This window comes from Streptomyces sp. NPDC018029, from assembly GCF_044327655.1.
Classification (GTDB): Bacteria; Actinomycetota; Actinomycetes; order Streptomycetales; family Streptomycetaceae; genus Streptomyces.
In genome coordinates, this window is record NZ_JBIRFV010000001.1 from 407,538 (window position 1) to 431,777 (window position 24,240).

Annotated in this window: 21 protein-coding genes; 14 read left to right on the top strand and 7 right to left on the bottom strand. The window is 72.9% G+C overall.

Translation table 11 applies throughout. The features are described 5' to 3' along the window. The first annotated feature begins 30 nt into the window (after positions 1-30). The gene (locus ACH4D5_RS01770; protein ID WP_398297491.1) at positions 31-597 is read left to right on the top strand and encodes a hypothetical protein; all 567 of its coding nucleotides are present in this window, start codon (positions 31-33) and stop codon (positions 595-597) included. A gap of 116 nt (positions 598-713) precedes the next feature. Beyond that, complete coding sequence (locus tag ACH4D5_RS01775; RefSeq protein ID WP_398297493.1) at positions 714-1,412, top strand: class F sortase; 699 nt, start codon at positions 714-716, stop codon at positions 1,410-1,412. A 19-nt stretch (positions 1,413-1,431) separates the two neighbouring features. Here the strand turns inward: ACH4D5_RS01775 and ACH4D5_RS01780 are convergent, their stop codons facing one another. The 3 genes from ACH4D5_RS01780 to ACH4D5_RS01790 form a co-directional block, all read right to left on the bottom strand. Beyond that, entirely contained in the window at positions 1,432-2,214 is a 783-nt protein-coding gene (locus ACH4D5_RS01780; RefSeq protein ID WP_398297495.1) for a sulfite exporter TauE/SafE family protein, read from the bottom strand. 105 nt (positions 2,215-2,319) lie between these two features. Continuing rightward, positions 2,320-2,511 (bottom strand): hypothetical protein, encoded by a 192-nt coding sequence (locus tag ACH4D5_RS01785; RefSeq protein WP_398297497.1) that lies wholly within the window; start codon positions 2,509-2,511, stop codon positions 2,320-2,322. A 38-nt stretch (positions 2,512-2,549) separates the two neighbouring features. After that, entirely contained in the window at positions 2,550-3,881 is a 1,332-nt protein-coding gene (locus ACH4D5_RS01790; RefSeq protein WP_398297499.1) for a ferric reductase-like transmembrane domain-containing protein, read from the bottom strand. A gap of 283 nt (positions 3,882-4,164) precedes the next feature. Here ACH4D5_RS01790 and ACH4D5_RS01795 point away from each other — a divergent pair, with 283 nt between their 5' ends. From ACH4D5_RS01795 to ACH4D5_RS01820, 6 genes are all read left to right on the top strand, one after another. Beyond that, entirely contained in the window at positions 4,165-5,424 is a 1,260-nt protein-coding gene (locus tag ACH4D5_RS01795) for an NAD(P)/FAD-dependent oxidoreductase (protein ID WP_398297501.1), read from the top strand. Between the two features lies 1 nt (position 5,425). Beyond that, complete coding sequence (gene nirB, locus ACH4D5_RS01800; protein WP_398297503.1) at positions 5,426-7,987, top strand: nitrite reductase large subunit NirB; 2,562 nt, start codon at positions 5,426-5,428, stop codon at positions 7,985-7,987. Continuing rightward, a complete protein-coding gene (gene nirD, locus ACH4D5_RS01805; protein WP_398297505.1) occupies positions 7,984-8,325 on the top strand; it encodes a nitrite reductase small subunit NirD in 342 nt (113 codons plus the stop codon). The genes nirB and nirD overlap by 4 nt, the downstream gene beginning before the upstream one ends. Positions 8,326-8,391: 66 nt before the next feature. Continuing rightward, positions 8,392-8,976 (top strand): TetR/AcrR family transcriptional regulator, encoded by a 585-nt coding sequence (locus ACH4D5_RS01810; RefSeq protein ID WP_398297507.1) that lies wholly within the window; start codon positions 8,392-8,394, stop codon positions 8,974-8,976. 67 nt (positions 8,977-9,043) lie between these two features. Next, on the top strand, positions 9,044-9,823 hold the full coding sequence (locus ACH4D5_RS01815; protein ID WP_398297509.1) for an SDR family NAD(P)-dependent oxidoreductase: 780 nt from the start codon (positions 9,044-9,046) through the stop codon (positions 9,821-9,823). Between the two features lie 139 nt (positions 9,824-9,962). Continuing rightward, positions 9,963-10,889, top strand: a complete 927-nt coding sequence (locus ACH4D5_RS01820; protein ID WP_398297511.1) for an oxidoreductase — start codon at positions 9,963-9,965, stop codon at positions 10,887-10,889. A 55-nt stretch (positions 10,890-10,944) separates the two neighbouring features. Here ACH4D5_RS01820 and ACH4D5_RS01825 read toward each other — a convergent pair whose 3' ends face one another. Together ACH4D5_RS01825 and ACH4D5_RS01830 are read right to left on the bottom strand one after the other, a co-directional pair. Next, the gene (locus tag ACH4D5_RS01825) at positions 10,945-11,382 is read right to left on the bottom strand and encodes a group III truncated hemoglobin (RefSeq protein WP_398297513.1); all 438 of its coding nucleotides are present in this window, start codon (positions 11,380-11,382) and stop codon (positions 10,945-10,947) included. A 79-nt stretch (positions 11,383-11,461) separates the two neighbouring features. Further along, complete coding sequence (locus ACH4D5_RS01830; protein ID WP_398297515.1) at positions 11,462-12,067, bottom strand: hypothetical protein; 606 nt, start codon at positions 12,065-12,067, stop codon at positions 11,462-11,464. A 224-nt stretch (positions 12,068-12,291) separates the two neighbouring features. Between ACH4D5_RS01830 and ACH4D5_RS01835 the strand changes: the two genes are divergently transcribed. Genes ACH4D5_RS01835 through ACH4D5_RS01845 form a run of 3 tightly spaced genes read left to right on the top strand, consistent with a single transcriptional unit; the run spans position 12,292 to position 15,424 of the window. Beyond that, on the top strand, positions 12,292-13,557 hold the full coding sequence (locus tag ACH4D5_RS01835) for an ABC transporter substrate-binding protein (RefSeq protein ID WP_398297517.1): 1,266 nt from the start codon (positions 12,292-12,294) through the stop codon (positions 13,555-13,557). Positions 13,558-13,586: 29 nt separating this feature from the next. Then, on the top strand, positions 13,587-14,537 hold the full coding sequence (locus ACH4D5_RS01840; RefSeq protein WP_398298491.1) for a carbohydrate ABC transporter permease: 951 nt from the start codon (positions 13,587-13,589) through the stop codon (positions 14,535-14,537). A gap of 50 nt (positions 14,538-14,587) precedes the next feature. Further along, positions 14,588-15,424, top strand: a complete 837-nt coding sequence (locus ACH4D5_RS01845; RefSeq protein WP_398297519.1) for a carbohydrate ABC transporter permease — start codon at positions 14,588-14,590, stop codon at positions 15,422-15,424. A 2-nt stretch (positions 15,425-15,426) separates the two neighbouring features. On the opposite strand, the gene ACH4D5_RS01850 is transcribed toward ACH4D5_RS01845, so the two are convergent. Both ACH4D5_RS01850 and ACH4D5_RS01855 read right to left on the bottom strand, forming a co-directional pair. After that, positions 15,427-17,391, bottom strand: a complete 1,965-nt coding sequence (locus ACH4D5_RS01850) for a glycogen debranching N-terminal domain-containing protein (RefSeq protein ID WP_398297521.1) — start codon at positions 17,389-17,391, stop codon at positions 15,427-15,429. Beyond that, positions 17,388-18,758 carry an MGH1-like glycoside hydrolase domain-containing protein gene (locus ACH4D5_RS01855; protein WP_398298493.1) on the bottom strand — a complete coding sequence of 457 codons (1,371 nt, stop codon included), beginning with the start codon at positions 18,756-18,758 and terminating at the stop codon, positions 17,388-17,390. The genes ACH4D5_RS01850 and ACH4D5_RS01855 overlap by 4 nt, the downstream gene beginning before the upstream one ends. A gap of 193 nt (positions 18,759-18,951) precedes the next feature. On the opposite strand from ACH4D5_RS01855, the gene ACH4D5_RS01860 reads away from it, so the two are divergent. From ACH4D5_RS01860 to ACH4D5_RS01870, 3 genes are all read left to right on the top strand, one after another. Continuing rightward, the gene (locus ACH4D5_RS01860; protein WP_398297523.1) at positions 18,952-20,238 is read left to right on the top strand and encodes an ROK family protein; all 1,287 of its coding nucleotides are present in this window, start codon (positions 18,952-18,954) and stop codon (positions 20,236-20,238) included. Positions 20,239-20,666: 428 nt separating this feature from the next. Then, on the top strand, positions 20,667-23,402 hold the full coding sequence (ppdK, locus tag ACH4D5_RS01865) for a pyruvate, phosphate dikinase (RefSeq protein ID WP_398297525.1): 2,736 nt from the start codon (positions 20,667-20,669) through the stop codon (positions 23,400-23,402). Between the two features lie 226 nt (positions 23,403-23,628). Continuing rightward, positions 23,629-24,201 carry a phosphatase PAP2 family protein gene (locus ACH4D5_RS01870; protein WP_398297527.1) on the top strand — a complete coding sequence of 191 codons (573 nt, stop codon included), beginning with the start codon at positions 23,629-23,631 and terminating at the stop codon, positions 24,199-24,201. Positions 24,202-24,240 lie beyond the last annotated feature (39 nt).

The window sequence follows — 24,240 nt, forward strand, 5'->3', positions numbered from 1 at the left end:
CGCGCGTAGGCCCCTCGGAGGAACGAGCACATGCGCAACGCCCGCCTGCTGACCGTCACCGCTCTCGTCGTGGCCACGGGCGCCCTGACCGCCCCCGCATCCGCCGCTCCCGGCCCGCCCGCCGGCGGCCTGGAGATCCGGCCCGCCACCGTCACCCCCGGTTCCACCGTCACCGTGCACACGACCGCCTGTGGTTCGGGCGGGACCGCGGCGGGTGACGCGAGCGCGGTGGGGGCGGGCAGGTTCGCGCTGGCGCCCGGCACGCGCCAGGAGGGCGGTGAGGCCGCCGCGGGACGGTTCGAGGTGCCGCCGTCCGCCCAGCCCGGCACGTACGAGATCGTCGCGACGTGCTCCGGGTCCGGCGGCTCCGGCACGAAGGACAAGCGGGTCGCGGGTGATCTCGTCGTCACGATCACCTCCACCGCGGCCGCCGGTGAGCGGCCCCGACAGCTTCCCAAGGGACACGTGAAGACGGGGGTCGGCGGCGCGCTCGGTCCCGACCCCGTGCAGACCGCGGCGGGAGTGGCGGCCCTGGCCGTCGCCGCCGCGGGCGGTACCTGGCTCCTGCACCGCCGCGCGAGAGGCGACAGGATCTGACGGACACCCTCCGCTGTCCACCGGTACCGCCACCCCCGCCCCCTCCCGGCCCGTGTCCCCCTCGGGCGGGGAGGGGGACGAGGGCCAGCACCGCTCGACCCCGAGGGGGCCGCCGTATGCGCATCCGTACACGACCTCGTACGCGTCTTCGTACGCGACGTGGTGCCGGCCGCAAGACCGGCAACGCCGTCATAGCAACCGTCACCGCCGTGGCGCTCTGCTCCGGAGCGTGGCTGCTGAGCGGCGGCGGAGGGCTCCGGCCGCCGCCGCAGCCCTCCGCCGCGCAGGCCGCGTCACCCGGCCCCGACGCCCGCCACCAGCAGCCCGCCGCCTCCCGCGCCCCCGGCACCGCACCGCTCCCCCCGTCCCCGCCCGACCGCGTGCGGATCCCCTCGATCGGCGTCGACACCCCCCTGATGGGGCTCGGCCTGACCCGGCAGGGCAGCCTCGACGTACCGCCGCCGGAGCGCACGAACCTCGCGGGCTGGTACGAGGCGGGCACCACGCCCGGCGAGCGCGGCACCGCCATCGTGGCGGGTCACGTCGACAACCAGGAGGGTCCCGCCGTCTTCTACGAGCTGGGCGCGCTGCAGAAGGGCCGCACCATCGAGGTGGAGCGCAGGGACGGCAGCGTGGCCGTCTTCACGGTCGACGCGAACGAGGTGTACGACGCCAAGGACTTCCCGGACCGGAAGGTGTACGGCGCCGCGGCGCGGCCCGAGCTGCGGGTCATCACCTGCGGCGGGAAGTACTCGAAACAGACCGGCTACCAGGGCAACGTGGTGGTCTTCGCCCACCTGACGGCGGTGCGCTGAGCCTCCCCGGGCTCCGTCGCTACGCCACCCACTGCTCGTACGCCATCTTCACGACGAGCCCGAAGACGGTGGTCAGGAGCACGATACGGACGAAGCCGCTGCCCTTCTTGAGGGCCGTGCGCGCGCCGAACATGCCGCCCGCGAGGTTGAAGACCGCCATGAGACCGGCCAGCTGCCACAGGACCGCGCCCTGCCAGGCGAACATCGCGAGGGCGCCCGCGTTGGTGCAGCAGTTCACGATCTTCGCGGTGGCGGAGGCCGTGACGAGGTCGAGGTGGAGCACGGCGGTCAGGGCGAGGACGAGGAACGTGCCGGTGCCGGGGCCGATGAGGCCGTCGTAGAAGCCGATGCCGAGGCCCGCGAGGCCGATCGCGGCGAGGATCCGCTTCGGGGACGCGGGTCCGGTGGCGGGCGCGGTGCCGAAGGCGGGCCTGAGGATCACGAAGGCGGCGACGGCGAGCAGCACCACCATGATCACGGGCTTCAGCACCTCGGTGCTCATCCCCGCCGCGAAGAAGGCACCGCCCATCGACCCGGCGAGCGCGGCGAGCCCGATCCGCACGGCGGTCGGCACGTCGACGGGTGTCTTCCTGACGTACGTGACGGCGGCGCCGGTCGTCCCGACGATGGCGACGGCCTTGTTCGTGCCGAGCGCGTGCGCGGCCGGCGTGCCGCCGGGCAGTCCGAGCAGCAGGGCGGGAAGCAGCAGCAGTCCCCCGCCCCCGACCACGGCGTCGATCCAGCCGGCCGCGAGGGCGGCGAGGCAGAGGACGACGACCGTGGTCAGCGATATGTCAGGCATGATCGCGACCCTATGGACGCGATCATTGCGCCGTCCACGGAAATCGGTGGGAAAGGGCGAGACTTGAGCGACTTCTGAGGTCTCCTGTGGTCTTCTCTGACCGGTTCAAGGTGCGGCCTGTGGCGCGAGTACGTCCGCCGAGGGCCGGTCGGGGGCCGGGGGCGCCGACGGGTCGACGGTGAGGGCGAGGACCGTGGCGATCAGCGCGCTCGCTCCGGCCAGCCCGGCGGCGAGCCCGCGACGGGCCCGGCGGGTGGGGTGCGGCGCGGGGGCGAGGGGTTTGCGGTGGCGTCCCATGACCAGCTTTCTCGTGAGGGGGGCGGTGCGGCGCTCGGTCAGAGCGTGAAGCACTCCGTGTGGATGCGGTCCTCCGGGACTCCCGCGCGGGCGAGGGCGTTCGTCGCCGCGGCGGACATGCCCGGCGGGCCGCACACATAGACGTCGTGGTCGGCGAGGCCGGGGACGAGGTTGCGCAGGGACTGGGGGGCCATGGGGTCGAAGGCGGCGTCGGAGGGGCCGAGCAGGTAGTGCAGGCCGGCCCGGCGGCTCGCGGCGATGGCCTCCAGTTCGTCCCGCAGGACGAGCTGTTCGGCGCTGCTCGCCCGGTAGAGCAGGGTGAGGTCGCCGGGCCCGCCGGGCAGCGTCTCGAAGAGCGCCCGCAGCGGTGTGATGCCGAGGCCGCCCGCGAGGAGCAGCACCTTGCGCCGCGTGCGCCGGTGCGCGGTGAGCGCGCCGAAGGGGCCGGTGGCCAGGACGCGCGTGCCGGGCCGCAGCCGCCGCATCCGCCGGGTGTGGTCGCCGGCCGCTTTAACGGTGATGCGCAGCGTGTCGTCGCGGACGGGTGCGGAGAGCGAGAAGGGCAGCGCGGTGTGCCAGAGCCTGCGCTGGAGGAAGCGCCACCGGAAGAACTGCCCCGGTTCGGCGCGCAGCCGGTCGACGCCGATGCCCCGCACGGCCACGGAGACGACGCCGGGACCCGCGTCGCGTACGTCGACGACACGCAGGCTGTGCCGCAGCGCCTGCCGTACGGGCACGACGATGCGGTACCAGACGAGGAGGACGGCGACGGTGGCGTGCGCCAGCGACCAGAGCCACACGGCCAGGACGCTGCCCGCGACATCCGGTCCGGCGAGCTGGTGGGCGAAGGCGAGGGCGGCGCCGAGGTGGGTGAGCAGGTGGAGGGCGCGCCAGGTCTCGTGCGGGATGCGGCAGCGCAGGGCGCGGGCGGAGGTGACGCCGACGGCAGCGAGCAGGGCGGTGCCCGCGGTGGCGGCGGCGAGGCCCGGGTAGCCGAGCAGGTCGAGGGTGGCGTGGAGCAGGTCGGTTTCGGTGTGGACGGCGTCTCCGCACAGCGCGAGGAGGGCGTGGGCCGCGCAGAGGCTCAGGACGTACCGCCCGCCGAGCGCGTGCCCCCGCGCGAGCCGGTCGGCGCCGACGCCGTGCTCGACGGCGGGCACGCGGGCCATCAGGAACAGCATGACGAGCACCCCGTACCCGGCGAGCAGCCCGGTCAGGTGCGCCCCGGTGGCGAACAGCACGTCGAGCCGTGCGGACGGCTCCAGCTGTACGGCCCACAGCGCGACGACGGCGCCCCCGCCGCCGGTGATGCCGGCGCGGAGGGCTCGGGGGGAGATGCGGAGAGGGGGTGCGGCTGGCTGGGGGGTCACGGCGGCACACTAGGCGCAGGGAGAGGCGAGAAGGCGCTGGTCAGAGGCGTTCGTACGATCCTTAAGGCGCCCTTGAGGAAGACCTCAACGGGGGTTAAGCGAGGGGCCCCTACGGCAAGGGCGCGGTGCGGGGCAAACGGGTGGGCGGGTGGGAGACATCCGCCGCGAAGCGGCGGGCCAGGAACCCCCTCACACAAGCCGAAGGCACCCGCTGAGCACACCGTTCCCCCAGGGAAACAACCCGGCCCCGGCCGGGTAACACCCGCCCCGCAGGCTGCGGGACATGACCTCCTCAGCGCAGCCGACGCCCCCCGGCCCCGCACCGGGCCCCGGTGTCGTGGTGATCGGCGCGGGCCTCGCCGGCACCCGCGTCGCGCAGCGCCTCGGCGCCGGCACGGTCCTGATCGGCGAGGAGGAGCACCCCCCGTACAACCGCGTGCTGCTCGCCGAGGTCCTCGCGGGCCGGTACGGGCCGGACGTGATCACCCTGCCGAGCCCGCCGGGGTCCGTGCTCCGCACGCGCGTGGTCCGCGTCGACCGCGCCGAGCGGCGGGTGCACTGCGCGGACGGCAGCGTCGTCCCGTACGGCACGCTCGTCCTCGCGACGGGCTCGAACCCGGTCCTGCCGCCGCTGCGGGGCCTGTTCGCGCCGGGGGCCCACGAGCTCCCGGGCGGCGTGCACGCGTTCCGGACCATGGACGACTGTCTCGCCCTGTCCGCGGCCGTGACGCCGGGCGTCCGCGCCGTCGTCATCGGCGGCGGCCTCCTCGGGGTGTCGGCGGCCCGCGCGCTGGCCCGGCGCGGCGCCCAGGTCGTGCTGACCCAGCAGGCCGAGCGGCTCATGGAGCGGCACCTCGACCCGACCTCGTCGGAGCTGGTGCGCCGGCACCTGACGGATCTCGGGGTGGAGGTGCACACCGAGTGCCGGGTGCGCGGGGTCGGCGTCACCGACGGCGCCGTACGCCGGGTGGAGCTCGCCGACGGCTTTCTGCTGGACACCGATCTGACCGTCCTCGCCTGCGGGGTGCGCCCCCGCACGGGCCTCGCGCAGGCCGCCGGTCTCGACGTGCGCCGCGGCATCGTCGTGGACGACCTGCTGCGGACGTCCGACCCGCACATCCGGGCGGTCGGCGACTGCGCGGAGCACGCGGGCCGCGTCTACGGTCTGGCGACGCCCGCCGTGGAGCAGGCCGACGCGCTCGCCGCGGCGCTCGCCCGCGAACCCGCCGCTCCGGACGCCGCCCGCCCGTACACCGGCACCCGCACCCTCACGCGCCTCACCCTGCCGGGCCCGGGCCCGCTGGACCTCGCGGCCTTCGGCGACCCGGAGCCGCGCCCCGACGACGACGTCATCCAGCTCGCCGACGCCACCCGCGGCACGTACCGCAAGGTCGTCGTCCGCGGCGGCCGGCTCGTCGGCGGTGTCCTGCTCGGCGAGCTGGGCGCGGTCGGCGCGCTGGCCCGTGCCTGGGAGTCCGACGACCCGCTGCCCGACGACGACAGCCCCCTGCTCCACCTGCTCGCTTACGACGGAGGCCGCTGACATGACCACGCCCGCACAGACCCCGCACTCCCGCCCCACCCTCGTACTCGTCGGGCACGGCATGGTCGGCCAGCGGTTCCTGGAGGCCGCCGCCGAGCAGGGCCTCACGGCGAGCCACCGGATCGTGGTCCTGTGCGAGGAGCCGCGCCCCGCCTACGACCGGGTGCAGCTCACCTCGTACTTCTCGGGCCGCACGCCCGACGAACTCTCCATGACCGACCGGGCGTTCCTCGACGAGCACGGCATCGAGCTGTACGTGGGCGACGCGGCGGAGAGCTTCGACCGCGAGGTCAGGACGGTCACCGCGCGCTCCGGCGCCGTCTTCGCGTACGACACGCTCGTGCTCGCGACCGGCTCCTACCCCTTCGTGCCGCCGGTGCCCGGCAAGGACGCGACGGGCTGTTTCGTCTACCGCACCATCGAGGACCTGCTCGCCATCGAGGAGTACGCGAAGCGGCGCGCCACGACCGGCGCGGTCGTCGGCGGCGGGCTGCTCGGCCTGGAGGCGGCGGGCGCCCTGAAGGGTCTCGGACTCAGCACGCACGTCGTGGAGTTCGCGCCGCGGCTGATGCCGGTGCAGGTCGACGAGGGCGGTGGCGCCGCGCTCCTGCGGACCATCACCGGCATGGGTCTGACCGTGCACACCGGCACCGGCACGCAGGAGATCGTGACGGGCGAGGACGGCGCCGTGACCGGCATGAAGCTGTCCGACGGCAGCGAGGTCGCCACGGATCTGGTGGTGTTCTCCGCGGGCGTACGGCCGCGCGACCAGCTCGCCCGCGAGCACGGCCTGGAGGTCGGTGAGCGCGGCGGCATCGCGGTCGACGAGCAGTGCCGCACCAGCGACCCGCACGTGTACGCGATCGGCGAGTGCGCCCTCGCGGCGGACGGCCGTGTCTACGGCCTGGTCGCGCCCGGCTACGAGATGGCGCAGACGGCGGCGGCCGCCATCGCCTCCCGCGAGGCGAGCTTCACCGGCGCCGACCTCTCCACCAAGCTGAAGCTCCTCGGTGTCGACGTGGCCTCGTTCGGCGACGCGCACGGCACGGCGGAGGGCTGCCTCGACGTCGTCTACACCGACTCGCGCTCGGGGACGTACAAGAAGCTGGTGATGGCGCCCGGCGGCGAGCTGCTCGGCGGGATCCTGGTCGGTGACGCGGACGCGTACGGGCTGCTGCGCCCGCTCACCGGTTCCGTGCCGCCGGTGCCCGCCGAGCAGTTGGTGCTGCCCGCGGGCGCGGGCGCCCCCGTCGCGCTCGGCCCGGAGGCGCTGCCCGGCTCGGCGGTGATCTGCAACTGCCACAACGTCACCAAGGACCAGATCTGCGCCTGCTCCTCGCTGCCCGAGGTGAAGAAGTGCACCAAGGCCGGTACGGGCTGCGGGAGTTGCCTGAAGGTGATCGGGCAGCTCCTCCCCAAGAGCGGTGACGGCGGGCTGTGCGGCTGCTTCGGGCAGACCCGCCAGGAGCTGTACGAGATCATCCACGCCCTGCGCATCACCTCCTTCCGCGAACTCCTCGACGCCCACGGCCGCGAGGAGGCGCGTGGCGGCGAGGGCTGCGACGAGTGCAAGCCGGCGGTCGGCTCGATCATCGCGTCCCTTGCGCCGACGATCGGCGCGGGCGGCTACGTCCTCGACGGCGAGCAGGCCGCGCTCCAGGACACCAACGACCACTTCCTCGCCAACCTCCAGAAGAACGGCTCCTATTCGGTGGTGCCCCGCATCCCCGGCGGCGAGATCACACCGGAGAAGCTGATCGTCATCGGCGAGGTGGCGCGGGACTTCGGCCTCTACACGAAGATCACCGGCGGGCAGCGCATCGACCTCTTCGGCGCGCGCGTCGAGCAGCTGCCGGTGATCTGGGCGCGGCTGGTGGACGCGGGCTTCGAGTCGGGCCACGCATACGGCAAGGCGCTGCGCACCGTGAAGTCGTGTGTGGGACAGACCTGGTGCCGGTACGGCGTGCAGGACTCCGTGCGCATGGCCATCGACCTGGAGCTGCGGTACCGCGGGCTGCGGGCGCCCCACAAACTGAAGTCGGCGGTCTCCGGGTGCGCCCGCGAGTGCGCCGAGGCCCAGTCCAAGGACTTCGGCGTGATCGCCACGGCGAGCGGCTGGAACCTGTACGTCGGTGGCAACGGCGGCGCCACCCCGCGCCACGCGGACCTGCTCGCGCAGGACCTGAGCGACGCCGAACTGGTGCGCCTGATCGACCGGTTCCTGATGTTCTACATCCGCACCGCCGACCGTCTGGAGCGCACCGCCGCCTGGCTGGACCGGATCGACGGCGGCCTCGACCACGTGCGCGACGTCGTCGTCCACGACTCGCTCGGCATCTGCGACGAGCTGGAGTCGCTGATGGCCGCCCACGTCACGCACTACCGCGACGAGTGGGCCGAGACCCTCGACGACCCGGAGCGCCTCGCGCGCTTCGTGTCCTTCGTGAACGCGCCGGGCGTGCCCGACCCCACGGTGGGCTTCGTCCCGGAGCGCGACCAGATCAAGCCGGACCTCCCCCTGCTGTCCATCAGCCCCCGCCCCCTGGAAGGAGCCACACGATGAGCGAATCGACGTCCGCCAGCGTCCAACTGCGCCTGGAAGACGACTGGCTGGAGATCTGCGACCGTACGCAGCTGATGCCGGGGCGGGGTCTCGCCGCCCTGCTGCCCGACGGCCGGCAGGCCGCGCTCTTCCTCGACCGCGAGGGACGTACGTACGCGATCGACAACCGGGACCCGTTCACGGGCGCCGCGGTCCTCTCCCGGGGGCTGCTCGGGACGGAGCGGGGACGGCCGTTCGTCGCATCGCCGCTCCTGAAGCAGCGGTTCGACCTGGAGACGGGGCGGTGCCTGGACGACGATGAGGTGTCGGTGGCGGTGCACCCGGTCCGCATCGCCTGACAACTTGACCGCTCATTCCGGAATTTGCCTTGACCGGTCGTTCCAGAAAGACGTAACGTTCCCCTCGTGGCCAGGACCAAGGAATTCGATCCGGACGCCGCGCTGCAGTCGGCCCTGGAGCTGTTCTGGCGGCGTGGCTACGAGGCGACGTCGATGGCGGACCTCGTCGAGGCGCTCGGCATCGGACGCGCCAGCATCTACGCGACCTTCGGGAACAAGCACGAGCTGTACCTGAAGGCACTGGAGAGGTACGGCGAGCTCCAGCGGCCGCTGCTGCTCGCGGAGCTCGCGCAGCCGGGCCCCGCACTGCCCGCCGTGCGCGCGGTGCTGCGCCGCTTCGCCGCGGAGGCCACCTCCGAGGAGGGCCGCATGGCCGGGTGTTTCGTCACCAACACCGCGGCCGAGCTCGGCCCGCACGACGAGGCGGCCGCCCGCGGCGTCGAGCGGAGCTGGGACCACATCGAGACCCTGCTGCACTCCGCACTCGTCCGCGCACAGGCGCAGGGCGAGCTGCCCGAGGACCGCGACCCGCTGGCGCTCGCCCGCACGCTGCTCGTCGTGACGCAGGGCCTGCGGGTGGTCGGCAAGGCCTCCGCGGATCCCGCGCGGGTGCGGGACGCGGTGGAGCAGGCCCTGGCCCTGCTCGACTGAGGGCCGGGGCCGCCCGCCCTTTTTATTTGTTCTTATACTGAACCGATCGGTCAAGAAAAGAGCTGTCATGACTGCTTCCGCCGCCCGCTCCCGCTTCGCCGGCCGCACCGCCCTCGTCACCGGCGGCGGCTCCGGTCTCGGCCGGGCCATCGCCCTCGCCTTCGCCGCCGAGGGCGCAGACGTCGTCGTCGCCGGGCGTACCGAGGGCCCCCTGAAGGAGACCGCGGCGCTCATAGAGAACGCCGGGGGCAAGGCCCTCGCCGTCACCGCCGACGTCTCCCGCTCCGCCGACCTCGCCGCGCTCGTCGCCGCCACCGTCGACCGCTTCGGCTCCCTGGACGTCGCCGTGAACAACGCGGGCGTCCTGCGCGCCGGGCAGCCGGTCGCCGACCTGCCCGAGGAGGACTGGCGCACGATGCTCGACATCAACGTCACCGGCGTCCTGCTGGCCCTCCAGGCCGAGGTGAAGCAGATGCGCACGCAGCCCGCGGGCGGCGCCATCGTGAACATCGCGTCGAACCTCGGCGCGCACACCAGCGTGCCGGGCACGGCGGCCTACGGGGCGACCAAGGCCGCCGTCGCCGCGCTGAGCCGCGCGGCCGCCGCCGAGCACATCCGGGACGGCATCCGCATCAACACCGTCAGCCCGGGCTCGTCCGACACCACCATGTCGCTCCGTCCTGGCGAGACCGAGGCCGGCCGGGCGGCCCGCATGAAGGAGTCGACGCCGCTGGGCCGCGTGTCGACGACCGAGGAGGTCGCCGCGGCGGTCCTGTACCTGGCCTCCGACGAGTCCGGCTCGGTGGTCGGCGCGGACCTGGTGATCGACGGCGGCGCCTCGGCCTGAGGACCACCCCCGCCACGAGCCGCCCGCCGCGACCCGGCCGCCACGAGCCGCCCGCCGCTGCCGTAGGCTCCCCCGCACGGCCTACCCTGGGTAACACGACGTGCCCCGGAGCGAGAAGTCGAGGCGAGGGAGCCCTGGCATGGCGGCGTGGACCGCGAACGACATCCCGGACCAGAGCGGCCGCACGGCCGTGGTCACCGGCGCGAACAGCGGCATCGGCTACGTGACCGCACGCGAACTGGCCCGCCGCGGCGCACGTGTGCTCCTCGCCTGCCGGAGCGAGGAACGCGGGCGCGCGGCGGTCGACCGCCTGCTCGGCGAAGTGCCGGGCGCCCACGCCGAGTTCGCACCGCTCGACCTCGGCGACCTGGCGTCCGTACGACGGTTCGCGGACGCGTACGACAGCGCGCGCCTGGACCTGCTGATCAACAACGCGGGCGTGATGGCGCTCCCTCACCGCCGCACCGCGGACGGCTTCGAGACGCAGTTCGGCGTCAATCACCTCGGGCACTTCGCGCTCACGGGGCTGCTGCTCCCCCGCCTCTTGGAGACCCCCGGCGCACGCGTCGTCACCGTGTCGTCCGGTCTGCACGCGCTCGGCAACATCGACATCGGCGACCTCAACAGCGAGCGCAACTACCGCCGTTGGCTCGCCTACGGCCGTTCCAAGACGGCCAACCTCCTCTTCGTCCACGAGCTGGCGCGCCGCCTCGCCGCCACCGGCGCCGACACCGTCGCGGCCGCCGCCCACCCCGGCTACGCCTCGACCAACCTGCAGAGCGCGGGCCCGAGGATGATGGGCCGCAGGGGCACCGAGCGCTTCATGGCGCTCGGCAACCGGTTCGTCGCGCAGCCCGCCACGGCCGGGGCGCTGCCCACGCTGTACGCGGCGACGGCGCCCGGCGTGCGGCCCGACTCGTTCACCGGGCCGGGCCCCCTCGGGTTCCGCGGGGCGCCCACACGGTCGTGGCGGGCGACGTGGACGCTGAACGACGTGGCGGGCGAACGGCTCTGGGCGGCGTCCGAGGGGCTGACGGGCGTGCGGTACGACGTGCTCAAGGGCTGAGACGTAGCCAAGAGGCCTGAACGGCGGACAATTCGCGCCACAGAGCAAGCCCCGCTCACGCCGCCCTGCGCAGCTCCAGCGCCGCCAGCGGGATGAAGCCGTGGCCGTCCCCGGAGGTGGGCGCGTGCCCGCCGCCGAGACGCCGGAGCAGGGCGAGCGCGATCCGCTCCCCCTGTGCCTTCGCGCGGTCCGCGGCCGGGCCCCGGTGCAGTCCGTCGACGGAGGCGTGCCACAGCTGGACCCAGCGGCCGAAGTGCTCGGCGGTGAGCGGGCGCACCGCGTGCAGCGCGGCGTGCGGGGTGAACGCGTCGCGCCGGTACGCGGCGGTGCGCAGGAGTACCCGCTCCCAGAAGTCGGTGATGCGCGGCAGGTGCGCGTCGAGATCGGTGCCTGCGATCTCTGTGAAGAAGGGGCCGATCAGCGGGTCGGCGAAGGCCGCCGTGTAGAAGCGGCGGAGGAGCACGTCGAGGTCGGCGCGGGATGCGATGTCCACACCTGAAACTGTGCCACGGGTGGGATGCCCGGCGCCGAAGTCCCTCGGAGCCTGCCTTCCAGCGGAGGTCGCCTGCCTTTCAGTGCAGGTCCGACGCCTCGAAGACGGCCTTCGCCGCCGCCCCGTCGGCGCGCTCGGTGAGCCGCCGCAGCTCGGCACAGCCCGTCCTGAGCAGCCCGGCCTCCCGCGCGGCGCGGGCGCCGGTGTCGAGGCGGTGCAGGAGGAGGGGGTTGTCGACGAGGACGCGCGGGTCGAGCTCGACGCGGTTGCCGAGCGAGTCGCACAGGACCAGCCGGGCGGCGACGCCCTCGCGGTGCCGCACGGCGGTCAGCAGGCCGGTGCAGACGTGCTTGCGGCGCCCGAGGCCCCGTACCGCGAGCCAGCCGGGGCCCGCGGTCACCCGTACGGGGTGCAGCACCAGGTAGAGCAGCACGGAGAGCGGGGCCCAGAGGCAGAGGCGAACGGGGGCGAGGGTGCCGCCGGCCCAGTCGATGAAGAGGACGAGCCCGAAGAGTCCGAGCGCGCAGAAGGCGGCGGTCCGCACGTCGGCCGCCCAGCCGCGGTCCGCCACGGTCGCGTACGGGGTCCCCGGCCCGTAGGGCGCCTCCGTCCCTGAGCGCGCGCCCGCCTCGCCGCGCGCCCCAGCGGCCCGCGCGGCGCCCCGTCTCGTCCTGTTGTGTCCCATGTGCGGCACGGTACGACGGTACGCCGGACCGCGTCGTCGCCCTTGACGCGCCGCTTACACGCCACGGGCCCACCTTGACGGCCCGCTGACGCGGCGTACCTACGCCGCCCTGCCGGAGCGTGTCCGAAGGGTGACACTCGGCCGCAACACCCCTGTCGTAATCCCGCCGCATGGTTGATCGTTGGGCCCGGCACACACCTACGTCACGCAGGGGGACGACCAGCATGGCCATCAGCCGCAGGACACTTCTCGGGACAGGTGCGACGGGTGCGGCGCTCGGGCTGCTCACCGCGTGCGGGTCCAACACAGGGCGCGACGGCGGCGGCTCGGGCGGCAAGGGCCCGCGGCTCGCGCAGTGGTACCACCAGTACGGCGAGGCGGGCACCGAGCAGGCCGTGAAGCGGTACGCCGCCGCGTACGAGAAGGCGGACGTCAGCGTCCAGTGGCGTCCGGGCAACTACGACGAGCAGACCGCGGCGGCGCTGCTCACGGACTCCGGCCCCGACGTCTTCGAGGTCAACGGCCCCTCCCTGGACCAGATCCGGGGCGGCCAGGTAGTCGACCTCACCGACCTGTTCGAAGGCGTGCGGGACGATTTCAATCCGGCCGTGCTCGCCCCCAAGACGTACGACGGAAAGATCTGGGCGATTCCGCAGGTCGTCGACATGCACCTGCTCTATTACCGCAAGAGCCTGCTCGACGACGCCGGGGTGCGGCCGCCGGAGAGCCTGGACGAGCTGGTCGACGCGGCGAAGGCGCTCACCACGAAGGACGTGAAGGGCCTCTTCCTCGGCAACGACGGCGGCGCGGGCGCCCTCGGCGTCACGCCCCTGTACGCGGCGGGCCTCTCCTCCGTCACCGACGACGGGAAGGTCGGCTTCGACGACCCGGCGGCCGCCCGCACCCTCGGCAAGCTGCGCCAGCTGTACGCGGACAAGTCGCTGCTGCTCGGCGCGCCCGCCGACTGGTCGGACCCGTCCGCGTTCGTGCAGGAGCTGACCGCCATGCAGTGGTGCGGGCTGTGGGCGCTGCCCGCGGTGAAGGAGGAGCTGGGCGACGACTTCGGTGTCCTCGCGCTGCCCGCCGACGGCCCGGACGGCAAGGCGTCGCTGCCCGTCGGGTCGTACGGCGCGGCGGTGAGCGCCCGCAGCGACCACAAGAAGGAGGCGAAGGACTTCCTGAAGTGGCTGTGGATCGACAGGACGGAGTACCAGGAGGACTTCGCGCTCTCCTACGGCTTCCACATCCCGGCCAGGCTCTCCCTCGCGAAGAAGGCCGACAAGCTGAAGGAGGGCCCGGCGGCGGACGCCGTGCGCTACTCCACGGAGAACGGCTACTCCGAGCCGCTGCTGTGGACGCCGGCGAGCCGCACCGCGTACCAGGACGCGTTGAGCCGGATCATCAAGTCCGGCGCGAATCCCGAGAGCGAGCTCAAGTCCGTCGTACGGAAGGTGCGGGCGGAGCTGGACCGGGTCAGGAAGAAGTCGTGAGCCGCACCCGCGTCGGGAGCGGTGCCCCCGTGAAGAGCAGCGCCCCCGCGAAGAGCAGCGCTCCCGTGAAGAGCCGGCTCCTCGGCACCCAGAACCGCACCCTCTGGTTCTGGGTGTTCGTCGGCCCCTTCGCGCTCGGCCTGGCCCTCTTCACCTATGTGCCGCTCGCCTGGAGCGTGTACCTCAGCTTCTTCGACGCCCACAACACCGTCTCGCCCGACGACTTCGTCGGCCTCGACAACTACACGTCGATGCTGCGGAACGAGGCGTTCACCGACAGCCTCGTCACCTTCGCGGTCTTCTCGGCGTTCATCGTCCCGACGACCTTCGTGCTGTCGCTCGCGCTCGCCCTGATGGTGAACCGGATGCGGCGCGCCCAGGCGTTCTTCCGGTCCGTCTTCTTCCTCCCGGCGGCGTGCAGCTACGTCGTGGCGGCGCTGATCTGGAAGCTGTCGATCTTCAACGGGGTGCGGTTCGGGCTCGCCAACACCGTCCTCGACTGGTTCGGCGCCGAGCAGATCGCCTGGCTCTCGACGACGGAACCGCCCTGGTACTGGCTGGTCATCGTCACCGTGCGGCTCTGGCTCCAGGCGGGCTTCTACATGATCCTGTTCCTGGCGGGCCTGCAGCGCATCTCCCCCACCCTCTACGAGGCGGCCGCCGTGGACGGGGCGCGGCCCGGCTGGCAGGTCCTGCGCCACATCACGCTCCCGCAGCTGCGCGCGACCTCGGTCGCCGTCACGCTGCTCCTCGTCATCAACGCCTTTCAGGCCTTCGACGAGTTCTACAACCTGCTCTCGACCTCCAGCGGCTATCCGCCCCACGCCCGTCCACCGCTCGTCTACCTCTACTACACGGCGCTCGGCCGGGAGCAGAACCTCGGCCTCGGCAGCGCGGGCGCGGTGCTCCTCGCGCTGATCATCGCGGTGGTGACGGTCGGCCAGGCGCGCTGGTTCGGCCTCGGCAGAAAGGAGGACTGAGTCCCGTGCCCCCTCCCCCTCCCCCTTCCCCTTCCGCGAACAGGCCGCCCATGGACGACGCCCTGGTCCGCGTGGGGCGCGCTCTGCGCGTCGTCCTGCTCGTCGCCCTCGCGCTGCTGTTCCTGATCCCCTTCTATCTCCTCGTCCGCAACGGCCTCGCGTCCGAGGACGACATCACCTCCCCCGACTGGACGTTCTTCCCCTCGACGCTGCACTGGTCGAACCTCTCCGAGCTCTTCGCCGACCCTGCCGTGCCGATGGCCCGCGCGCTGCTCAACTCGTCGCTGATCGCCGTCGCGACGACGCTCGGCACCCTCGTCCTGGCCTCTCTCGCGGGCTACGGCTTGGCCCGCATCCCCTACCGCCACGCCGACCGGGTCTTCTACGCGATCCTCGGCACGATGATGGTCCCGGCCGCCGTCACCTTCGTCCCGAGCTTCGTCCTGGTCTCGTCGCTCGGCTGGGTCTCCACCCTGCGCGGCCTGATCGTCCCGACCCTGTTCTCCGCGTTCGCCTGCTTCGTCTTCCGCCAGTACTTCCTGGGCTTCCCCAGGGAGCTGGAGGACGCGGCGCGGGTCGACGGGCTCGGCTACTGGCGCACGTACTGGCGCGTGGTCGTCCCCAACTCCCGCCCCGTCTTCGCGGCCGTCGGCACGATCGTGTTCATCGGCGCGTGGAACTCCTTCCTGTGGCCCCTGGTCATCGGCCAGGACCGCGACGCATGGACGGTCCAGGTGGCCCTCGCCACCTTCACGACGTCCCAGGTCATCCGCCTGCACGAACTGTTCGTCGCGGCAGCGGTCTCGATCGTCCCGCTCCTGGTGGTGTTCCTGTTCTTCCAGCGGTGGATCGTGGCGGGGGTGGAGCGGTCGGGGATCGACGACTGAGGTCACGCACCGCCCACGGCCGTCAGCAGGGCCAGGGGGGCCGCCGCCGAGCGGGATTCCGGGATGCAGGAGTGGGGGTACGGGACCGGGGTCGGGTGGGTGTGCTTGTCGTAGCCCGCGAGGACCTCCGGGAGGCGGCCGTCCGCCGTGGTGGCCGCGGAGACCAGGGCGCGGGCCACCGTGCGGGCCTCGTCGTGCAGGCCGTAGCGGGCGAGGCCCAGCGCGATCAGGGCGTTGTCGTGCGGCCACACCGAGCCGCGGTGGTAGGAGAGGGGGTGGAAGGCGGGCTGTCCGGCCGCGAGCGTCCGTACGCCCCAGCCGGAGAAGAAGTCGGGCTCCAGGAGGCGGCGGCCCACCGTCTCGCCGTACTCCTTGTCGAGCAGCCCGGACCAGAGCAGGTGGCCCGCGTCCGAGGCGAGCGCGTCGAGCCGGTGTCCTTCGCCGTCGAGGGCGAGCGCGGGGAAGTCGCGGTCCGGCATCCAGAAGTCCCGCTGGAAGCGGTCCCGCAGGTCGGCCGCCGCCTGTGTGAGCAGGTCCGCGTACACCTTGTCGTCCCAGACGGTCCGCGCGAGTCGGGCGGTGCGCCGCAGGGCGTCGTACGCGTAGCCCTGCGCGCCCGCCGCCATGACGGGTCCCGTCGCCCCGCTGCCGTCGGCGGAGCAGATCGCGCCGGGCGAGTCCTTCCAGTTCTGGTTGGCGAGGCCGCCCTCGTCCGCGCGGTAGACGAGGTAGCCGCGCGAGGTGAGCCCGCCGTGGTCGAGCAGCCAGCCGACGGCGGCCCTGGCGTGCGGCTCCAGGCGGCGGGCGAGCGTGCCGTCGCCGGTCTGTTCCGTGTAGGCGCCGAGGAGCACCAGGAAGAGCGGGGTCGCGTCGACCGAGCCGTAGTAGCGGCCGAACGGCACCTGTCCGAAGTGCGCGAGCTCGCCGTGCCGCACCTCGTGGACGATCTTGCCCGGCTGGGCGACCGCGTCGGCCACGGCCTCCGTGGCCTGCGCCGCGGCGAGCGCGGGCAGCGTCGCGGCGGCCAGGCGCGGCAGGTAGGGCAGCGCGAAGAGGGAGGTCAGCAGGGCGTCGCGGCCCAGGAGCGTGAGGAACCAGGGCACTCCGGCGCCGGGCACCTGGAGATCCTCGCCGTCGGGGCCCTTCGCCGGGACCTGGAGCACGGCGAGGTCCGCGAGGCCACGCGCGCAGGCCGCCGCGAGCTCCGGCCAGGCGGTGGGCAACGCGACGCCGGACGCGTACTCCGCCTCGATCGCGGCGAGTCGGCGCCCGGCCTCGGCGGCGGAAGCGGGCGCGTGCGGCGGGGGCTCTCCGTGCGGCTGCGCGGCGGCACGCAGTGCCACCTCCGCCGAGGCGTGCGGGTCGAGCTCCAGCGTCCATACGAGGCGCCGCGCACCGGTCCCGGTCTCCTCGATGCCGTCGGGTGCCGGGTCGGCCGTCACCGTCGTACGGGAACGCCACTCGCCCCGCCGGTAGGTGAACTCGACGCCCTCGCCCGCGTCGAGCGGCCGCCGTGACCTGACGGCGCCCGGCTTCGCGTACGTGCGGTGATCGGCGCGCAGCTCGAACTGGTCGGTGAAGTCGGCGTCCACGGTCAGCGCGAGCCCCACCCGGGTCGGCACCGGGCGGTTGCTCAGGACCCGCAGGGACTCGACGAACACGCCGTCCGCGACGGCCTGTTCACGGAAGACGGTGTATGCGGGAGGTTCCAGGCGGCTGCCGCGCGGCACCAGGACGCAGCGCGCCGTGCCGCCCGCCGCGCCGGACGTGTCCACGGGCGTGAGGACCTCGGGGACGGCCCCGTCGACGGTCAGCTGCCAGCGGCTGAGATGCCGCGCGTCCCGCACGAACAGGCCGTCCGGTCCCGCACCGCCGCCACGCGCGGCGCCGACGCCGCTGATGTCGCCGCCCGTGCCGACGGCCGCGAACGTCCGCCCCCGCACCAGCAGCCGATGCCGATCACTCATGCCCACACCTCTCCTCCGGAGGGCCCGGCCCGCTCGCCCCGGACGTCGTCGAGCAGCAGATCCAGCGCGAGCGCCGCGGTCCAGCCGAAGCCGCGGGCGCCGCTCCCCCGGGCGGTGTACGGGTCGGCGTACTCGGCGAACCCGGAGGTGAGCGCCGCGTCGAGCAGCGCGTCCCGCAGTGCGTCGGCCCGCACGTGTGCGCCGTGCAGCCGCAGCCCCTTCACCAGGAGCCAGTTGGTGTTGAACCAGGCGGGCCCACGCCAGTACCGCCGCGGGTCGAAGGCGTGCCCCGTGAGGTCGTAGCTCGGCACGAGGCGCGCCGGGCCGCCGAGCCCGAAGTGCGGGCCGCACGCGGTGCGCACCAGGGCCGCGGCGATGCCGGGCGGCAGCGCGGGCAGGACGAGGGGGACGAGACCGGCGACGCCGCGCTCGGCGACGAGTTCCCCGTGCGGGCCGGGGGCGCGCAGGTCGCGGCAGAGGAAGAGTTCGCGGCGCGGGTCCCAGAGGCGGCTCACGAGGGCCCCGGTCAGCGCCTGAGCACGGGCCCGTCGCTCATCCGGGTCATGCGTCAACACGGCTCCCTCGGCCGCCAATTCGTCCTCGATCCGGGCGAGCGCGTACTCGGACGTGATGAGCAGCGCGTTGAAGGCGGGGTCCTCGACCGAGAAGGCGCCGAGGCCCGCGTCGTCCGCGTACCGCCGGTCCCGGTAGTCGGCCGCCAGCCGCACGTACCTGCCGTAGTCCAGGTCCGTCGGCCGGTCCTCGGGCGCCCCGTGGGCCAGGTCCGCGCGGCGGTAGGTGCCCGGTTCGGCGGGCTCGACGCGGCTCAGCGGGCCGTCCCAGCAGGGGCTGTTGTCCATGCCCTGTTCCCAGGGGTGCAGCACGGCGGCGAGGCCCGCGCCGCCCGCGTCCCTGGCGGACAGCAGATAGCGGTGCCAGGCGGCCAGGCGCGGATGGAGGCGGGCGAGGAAGGAGCGGGCCCTGGACAGTCCGGGGTCCGCGCGGTGCACCAGCCAGGCGGCGAGCGCGTGCACCGGCGGCTGCACGAGGCCGGAGGTCTGCACGTCACGGGGTGCGCCGGCCGGGCGGCCCGCCGTCGTGGAGCGCCAGAAGTCGGGGCTCGGGAAGTACGCGTCGAGCGGGACGGCGTCGTCGAACACGATGTGCGGGACGCGGCCGTCGCCCCACTGGGCGGCGAGGAGCGTCTCCAGCTCGGACTGGGCGCGCAGCGGCGAGAGGTGGCGCAGGCCGATCGCGATGAAGGCCGAGTCCCAGGACCACTGGTGGGGGTAGAGGGCGCGGGACGGGACGGTCGACGTGCCCGTCCAGTTGGCCCGCAGCACCTCGGCCGCCCGCTCCCGCAGCATCCGCCGCCGGGCGGCGGCACGGTGAGCGGCGGGCCAGGTGGTCGTACTGCGGTCCACGCGGTCCTCCCGGGAAGACTCGACGCCCTGTCAGTTCAGTTCACTTCACCCTAGAGTTACGTCTACTCAGCACGCAAAACCCACTATGTAACGTGGAGTTGGGGCGCACAAGGAGCGGACGAGCGCGGGAGGGCGCATGCACACGGCAGGCCGCGGACGGATGCGAACCGGCGCCACCTCCGGCGGCGCCGGAGACCTGCTGCACCTCGTGCGCAGCGGCCGCGCCACCACCCGGGGCGCCCTCCAGCAGGTCACCGGGTTGTCCCGGGCCACCGTCGGGCAGCGGCTCGACCGGCTCTTCCGCGCGGGGTGGCTGCGGGAGGGGGCCGGGGCGCCGGTGGACTCGCCGCTCGGGGGGCGGCCCGCGAGCCGGCTGGAGTTCGACGACACGCACGCCGTCGTCCTCGCCGCCGCCCTGGAGACCCGGCACGCCCGCACCGCCCTGCTGACCCTCGGCGGCGAGATCCTCGCCGAACGGTCGACACCCCTCGCCATCGAGGCAGGCCCCGACGCGGTCCTCGGCGAACTCGGCATTCGCTTCGGCGAACTCCTGCGCGAAACGGGACACTCGCCCGCTTCGGTATGCGGCATGGGCCTCGCCGTACCGGGCCCCGTGGACAGCGGAACGGGCCGCGTCGTCCAGCCACCGATCATGCCGGGCTGGGACGGCTACGACATAAGGGGGCGACTGCGCCGGGCGTTCGCCGAGGGGGTGGGGGGTGACGGGCTCGTCGAACGGGCGGGCGGCGGGTCCGGTAGGGGGACCGTCGGGGTGGACGCCGAGGTGCCGGTGGTTGTCGACAATGATGCCAACCTCATGGCGTACGGGGAGCAGCGCACCCACTACCCGGACTGTTCGGCCTTCGCGTTGGTCAAGGTGTCCACGGGTATCGGGGCCGGGGTCGTCGTCGGCGGCGAGGTCTACCGGGGCATCGACGGGGGTGCCGGCGACATCGGGCATATTCGGGTGCCCGAGGGCGCGGGGGCGCTCTGCAAGTGCGGCTCGTACGGCTGTCTGGCCGCCGTGGCCAGCGGGCGCGCCGTGGCCCGCCGGCTGACGGAGGCGGGCGTACCCGCGGCGTCCGGCTCGGACGTGCGACGCCTCCTGGAGGCGGGGAACCCGGTCGCCGTGGGGTTCGCGCGGGAGGCCGGGCGGCACGTCGGGGAGGTCCTGGCGACGGTCGTGACGCTGCTGAACCCGGGCGTTTTGATGATCGCCGGAGATCTGGCCGGAACCCCCTTCCTGACGGGCGTCCGCGAGCTGCTCTACCAGCGCGCGCTGCCGCGCTCCACGGCCCACCTGGAGGTGGTCACCTCGCGCCTGGGCGAGCACGCGGCGCTCATCGGCGCGGGAAAGCTCGTGGTCGAGCACCTGTACGCCCCGGAACGGGTCGAGGACCGGCTCGTCGCGCTCGGCGTGTAGCGCGGCGCGCGAATCGCCCGCGAAGGCGGCCCCGCCCCCTCCGCGGAGGTCCGGATGCTGACATCCAGCCCCTTCAAACGGCGTGATTCTCGCCACCCCTGATAGGCCTTGCGCTCAGATGAGCGCTTCACGGCCGACTGCACTTCTCCAAGGGGTGGCACTCAGTGCCACTGCTCGATCATTCATGAGGTGAACTCACATCTGAGTTCAGTCCGCTCATCTGAGCGTTTTAGGGGTTCTACGCGGGTCGTGAGTTCAAGTCTTGAAGTCACGCTTCCCTCCCCCGCTACTGCCGAGTCACTTTCGATCTAGCGGCGGACGGGTGGTTACGGCCGTATGACGCACAAGTGGACGTACCCAGGTGCCTTCGATCTGGGTATGTTCCTGGCCGTCAGGGCAGCCACCGAGTCCTCGAGGAGCCGAGACCCGTGTCGGAAAACAAAGATCCCCACGTAGCTCACACGAGTGAGGGCGTTAAGTTCGTTTACGACTTCACCGAAGGCAACAAGGACCTCAAGGACCTGCTCGGCGGGAAGGGCGCGAACCTCGCCGAGATGACCAACCTCGGGCTGCCCGTCCCCCCGGGCTTCACCATCACCACCGAGGCCTGCAAGACGTACCTCGACAGCGGCGAGGAGCCCGTCGAGCTGCGCGACGAGGTGAGTGCGCACCTCGACGCCCTCGAGAAGAAGATGGGCAAGAAGCTCGGCCAGGCCGACGACCCGCTGCTCGTCTCGGTGCGCTCGGGCGCCAAGTTCTCGATGCCCGGCATGATGGACACCGTCCTGAACATCGGGCTCTCCGACAAGTCCGTGACCGGCCTCGCCAAGCAGTCCGGCGACGACCGCTTCGCGTGGGACTCGTACCGCCGGCTCATCCAGATGTTCGGCAAGACCGTCCTCGGCGTCGACGGCGACCTCTTCGAGGACGCGCTGGAGAAGGCCAAGGAGGCCAAGAAGGTCACGGTCGACACCGACCTGGAGGCCGCCGACCTCAAGAAGCTGGTCACCAAGTTCAAGAAGATCGTCAAGACGGAGGCCGGGCGGGACTTCCCGCAGGACCCGCGCGAGCAGATGGACCTCGCGATCCGTTCGGTCTTCGAGTCGTGGAACACCGACCGCGCCAAGCTCTACCGCCGCCAGGAGCGCATCCCGCACGACCTCGGCACGGCCGTCAACGTCTGTTCGATGGTCTTCGGCAACCTCGGCCCCGACTCCGGCACGGGCGTCGCGTTCACCCGCGACCCGGCCAGCGGCCACCAGGGCGTGTACGGCGACTACCTCCAGAACGCGCAGGGCGAGGACGTCGTCGCGGGCATCCGCAACACCGTGCCGCTCGCCGATCTGGAGCAGATCGACAAGAAGTCGTACGACCAGCTCATGCAGATCATGGAGACCCTCGAGACGCACTACAAGGACCTGTGCGACATCGAGTTCACCATCGAGCGCGGCCAGCTGTGGATGCTGCAGACCCGCGTCGGCAAGCGCACCGCCGGTGCAGCCTTCCGCATCGCGACGCAGCTCGTCGACCAGGGTCTGATCGACGAGGCCGAGGCGCTCCAGCGCGTCAACGGCGCGCAGCTCGCGCAGCTGATGTTCCCCCGCTTCGACGAGAGCGCCAAGGTCGAGCAGCTGGGTCGCGGCATCGCCGCGTCGCCGGGTGCCGCGGTCGGCAAGGCCGTCTTCGACTCGTACACCGCCATCAAGTGGTCGCGCTCCGGCGAGAAGGTCATCCTGATCCGCCGCGAGACCAACCCCGACGACCTCGACGGCATGATCGCCGCCGAGGGCATCCTGACCTCGCGCGGCGGCAAGACCTCGCACGCGGCGGTCGTGGCGCGCGGCATGGGCAAGACCTGTGTCTGCGGCGCGGAGGAGCTGGAGGTCGACACCAAGCGCCGCCGGATGACGGTGGGCGACACCGTCGTCGAGGAGGGCGACGTCGTCTCCATCGACGGCTCGACGGGCAAGGTCTACCTCGGCGAGGTACCGGTGGTGCCCTCCCCCGTCGTCGAGTACTTCGAGGGCCGCATGCACGCGGGCGCCGACGACGCCGACGAGCTGGTCGCCGCCGTGCACCGGATCATGGCGTACGCGGACCGGGTGCGCCGGCTCCGGGTCCGCGCCAACGCGGACAACGCGGAAGACGCGCTGCGGGCCCGCCGCTTCGGCGCGCAGGGCATCGGCCTGTGCCGCACCGAGCACATGTTCCTCGGTGAGCGCCGCGAGATGGTCGAGCGGCTGATCCTCGCCGACGCCGACGAGGAGCGCGAGGACGCCCTGAAGGAGCTCCTGCCGCTGCAGAAGCGCGACTTCGTGGAGCTGTTCGAGGCGATGGACGGCCTGCCGGTGACGGTCCGGCTGCTCGACCCGCCGCTGCACGAGTTCCTGCCCGACATCACGGAGCTGTCCGTCCGCGTCGCGCTCGCCGAGTCCCGCAAGGACGCCAACGAGAACGACCTGCGCCTCCTCCAGGCCGTGCACCGCCTGCACGAGCAGAACCCGATGCTGGGCCTGCGCGGCGTACGCCTCGGCCTCGTCATCCCGGGCTTGTTCACCATGCAGGTGCGCGCCATCGCGGAGGCCGCGGCTGAGCGGAAGACCGCCAAGGGCGACCCGCGCGCGGAGATCATGATTCCGCTCGTCGGCACCGTCCAGGAGCTGGAGATCGTCCGCGAGGAGGCCGAGCAGGTCATCGCGGAGGTCCAGGAGACCACCGGCGTCGAGCTGAAGCTGGCCCTCGGCACGATGATCGAGCTGCCGCGCGCCGCGCTGACGGCCGACCAGATCGCGGAGGCCGCCGAGTTCTTCTCCTTCGGCACGAACGACCTCACGCAGACCGTCTGGGGCTTCTCGCGGGACGACGTGGAGGCGAGCTTCTTCACGGCGTACCTGGAAAAGGGCATCTTCGGTGTCTCCCCCTTCGAGACGATCGACAAGGACGGCGTCGGCAAGCTGGTGAAGGACGCGGTCGAGGCCGGCCGCGCCACGCGCCCCGACCTCAAGCTCGGCGTCTGCGGCGAGCACGGCGGCGACCCGGAGTCCGTGCACTTCTTCCACGAGGTGGGCCTGGACTACGTCTCCTGCTCGCCGTTCCGCATCCCGGTGGCCCGCCTGGAGGCCGGCCGCGCGGCGTCCCACTCGGTGGGCAGCGACCACCGGTAGCCCGCAGTTTCCGGGGCCCGTACGGGCCCCGGCCCGACCCCGGGACCGTCGCCGCGTCCCCGACCCTCAGTACCGATGCGGCGGCGGTTCCGGTTCGCGATGGAAAGGCAGCACCCGTGCGGGGGTGCTGCCTTTCCGTTTCCCGTTCCGTCCCGTTCCGTTCCCGTCCCGTCCCGTTCCCGTTTCGCGCGGGCATGGCTGATGATCAACGGGATACTCGCTGGTCATGGGCTTGCTGGCAAAAACACATCAGGTAGACCGTCACCTGACCAAGCGGATCGCCGCCGGTGCGCCGCCCGGCCTTCACCGGGCGCTGTCGGCGGTGGAGGAGATGGCGGAGAGCACGAAGCTGTGGTGGGGCGCGGCCGCGGTGATGGCCTGCACGGGCGGCCGCCGGGGCCGTACGGCCGCTGTCGCGGGCCTCGCGTCCATGGCCGTGGCGCAGCTCGTCTCCAACGGCGTGGGCAAGCAGCTCGTGGACAGACCCCGGCCGCCCAAGGAGTGGATCCCCCACGACGACGTCGAAGACCGCTCCGAGTCCTCGTCCTTCCCCTCCGGACACACCGCCGCCGCCGTGGCCTTCACCGCGGCCGTCATCCCGAGCTGGCCGCTCGCCGGCGGGCTGTGCGCGGTACCGGCCGCCATGGTCGCCGTCGAACGCGTACAGTCCGGCGCCCACTACCCGACCGACGTCGCCGCCGGCGCCACGATCGGCCTCACCACGGCGTGGCTCACCCGCCACGCCCCTCGCCTGCTGCTGCGCCACTGGGTGGGCCGGCTGCCACCGGCGCTCCGCTGAGGAGCCGGGTCGCCTGTGTGGCGGTGGGCGGGGTGTTGG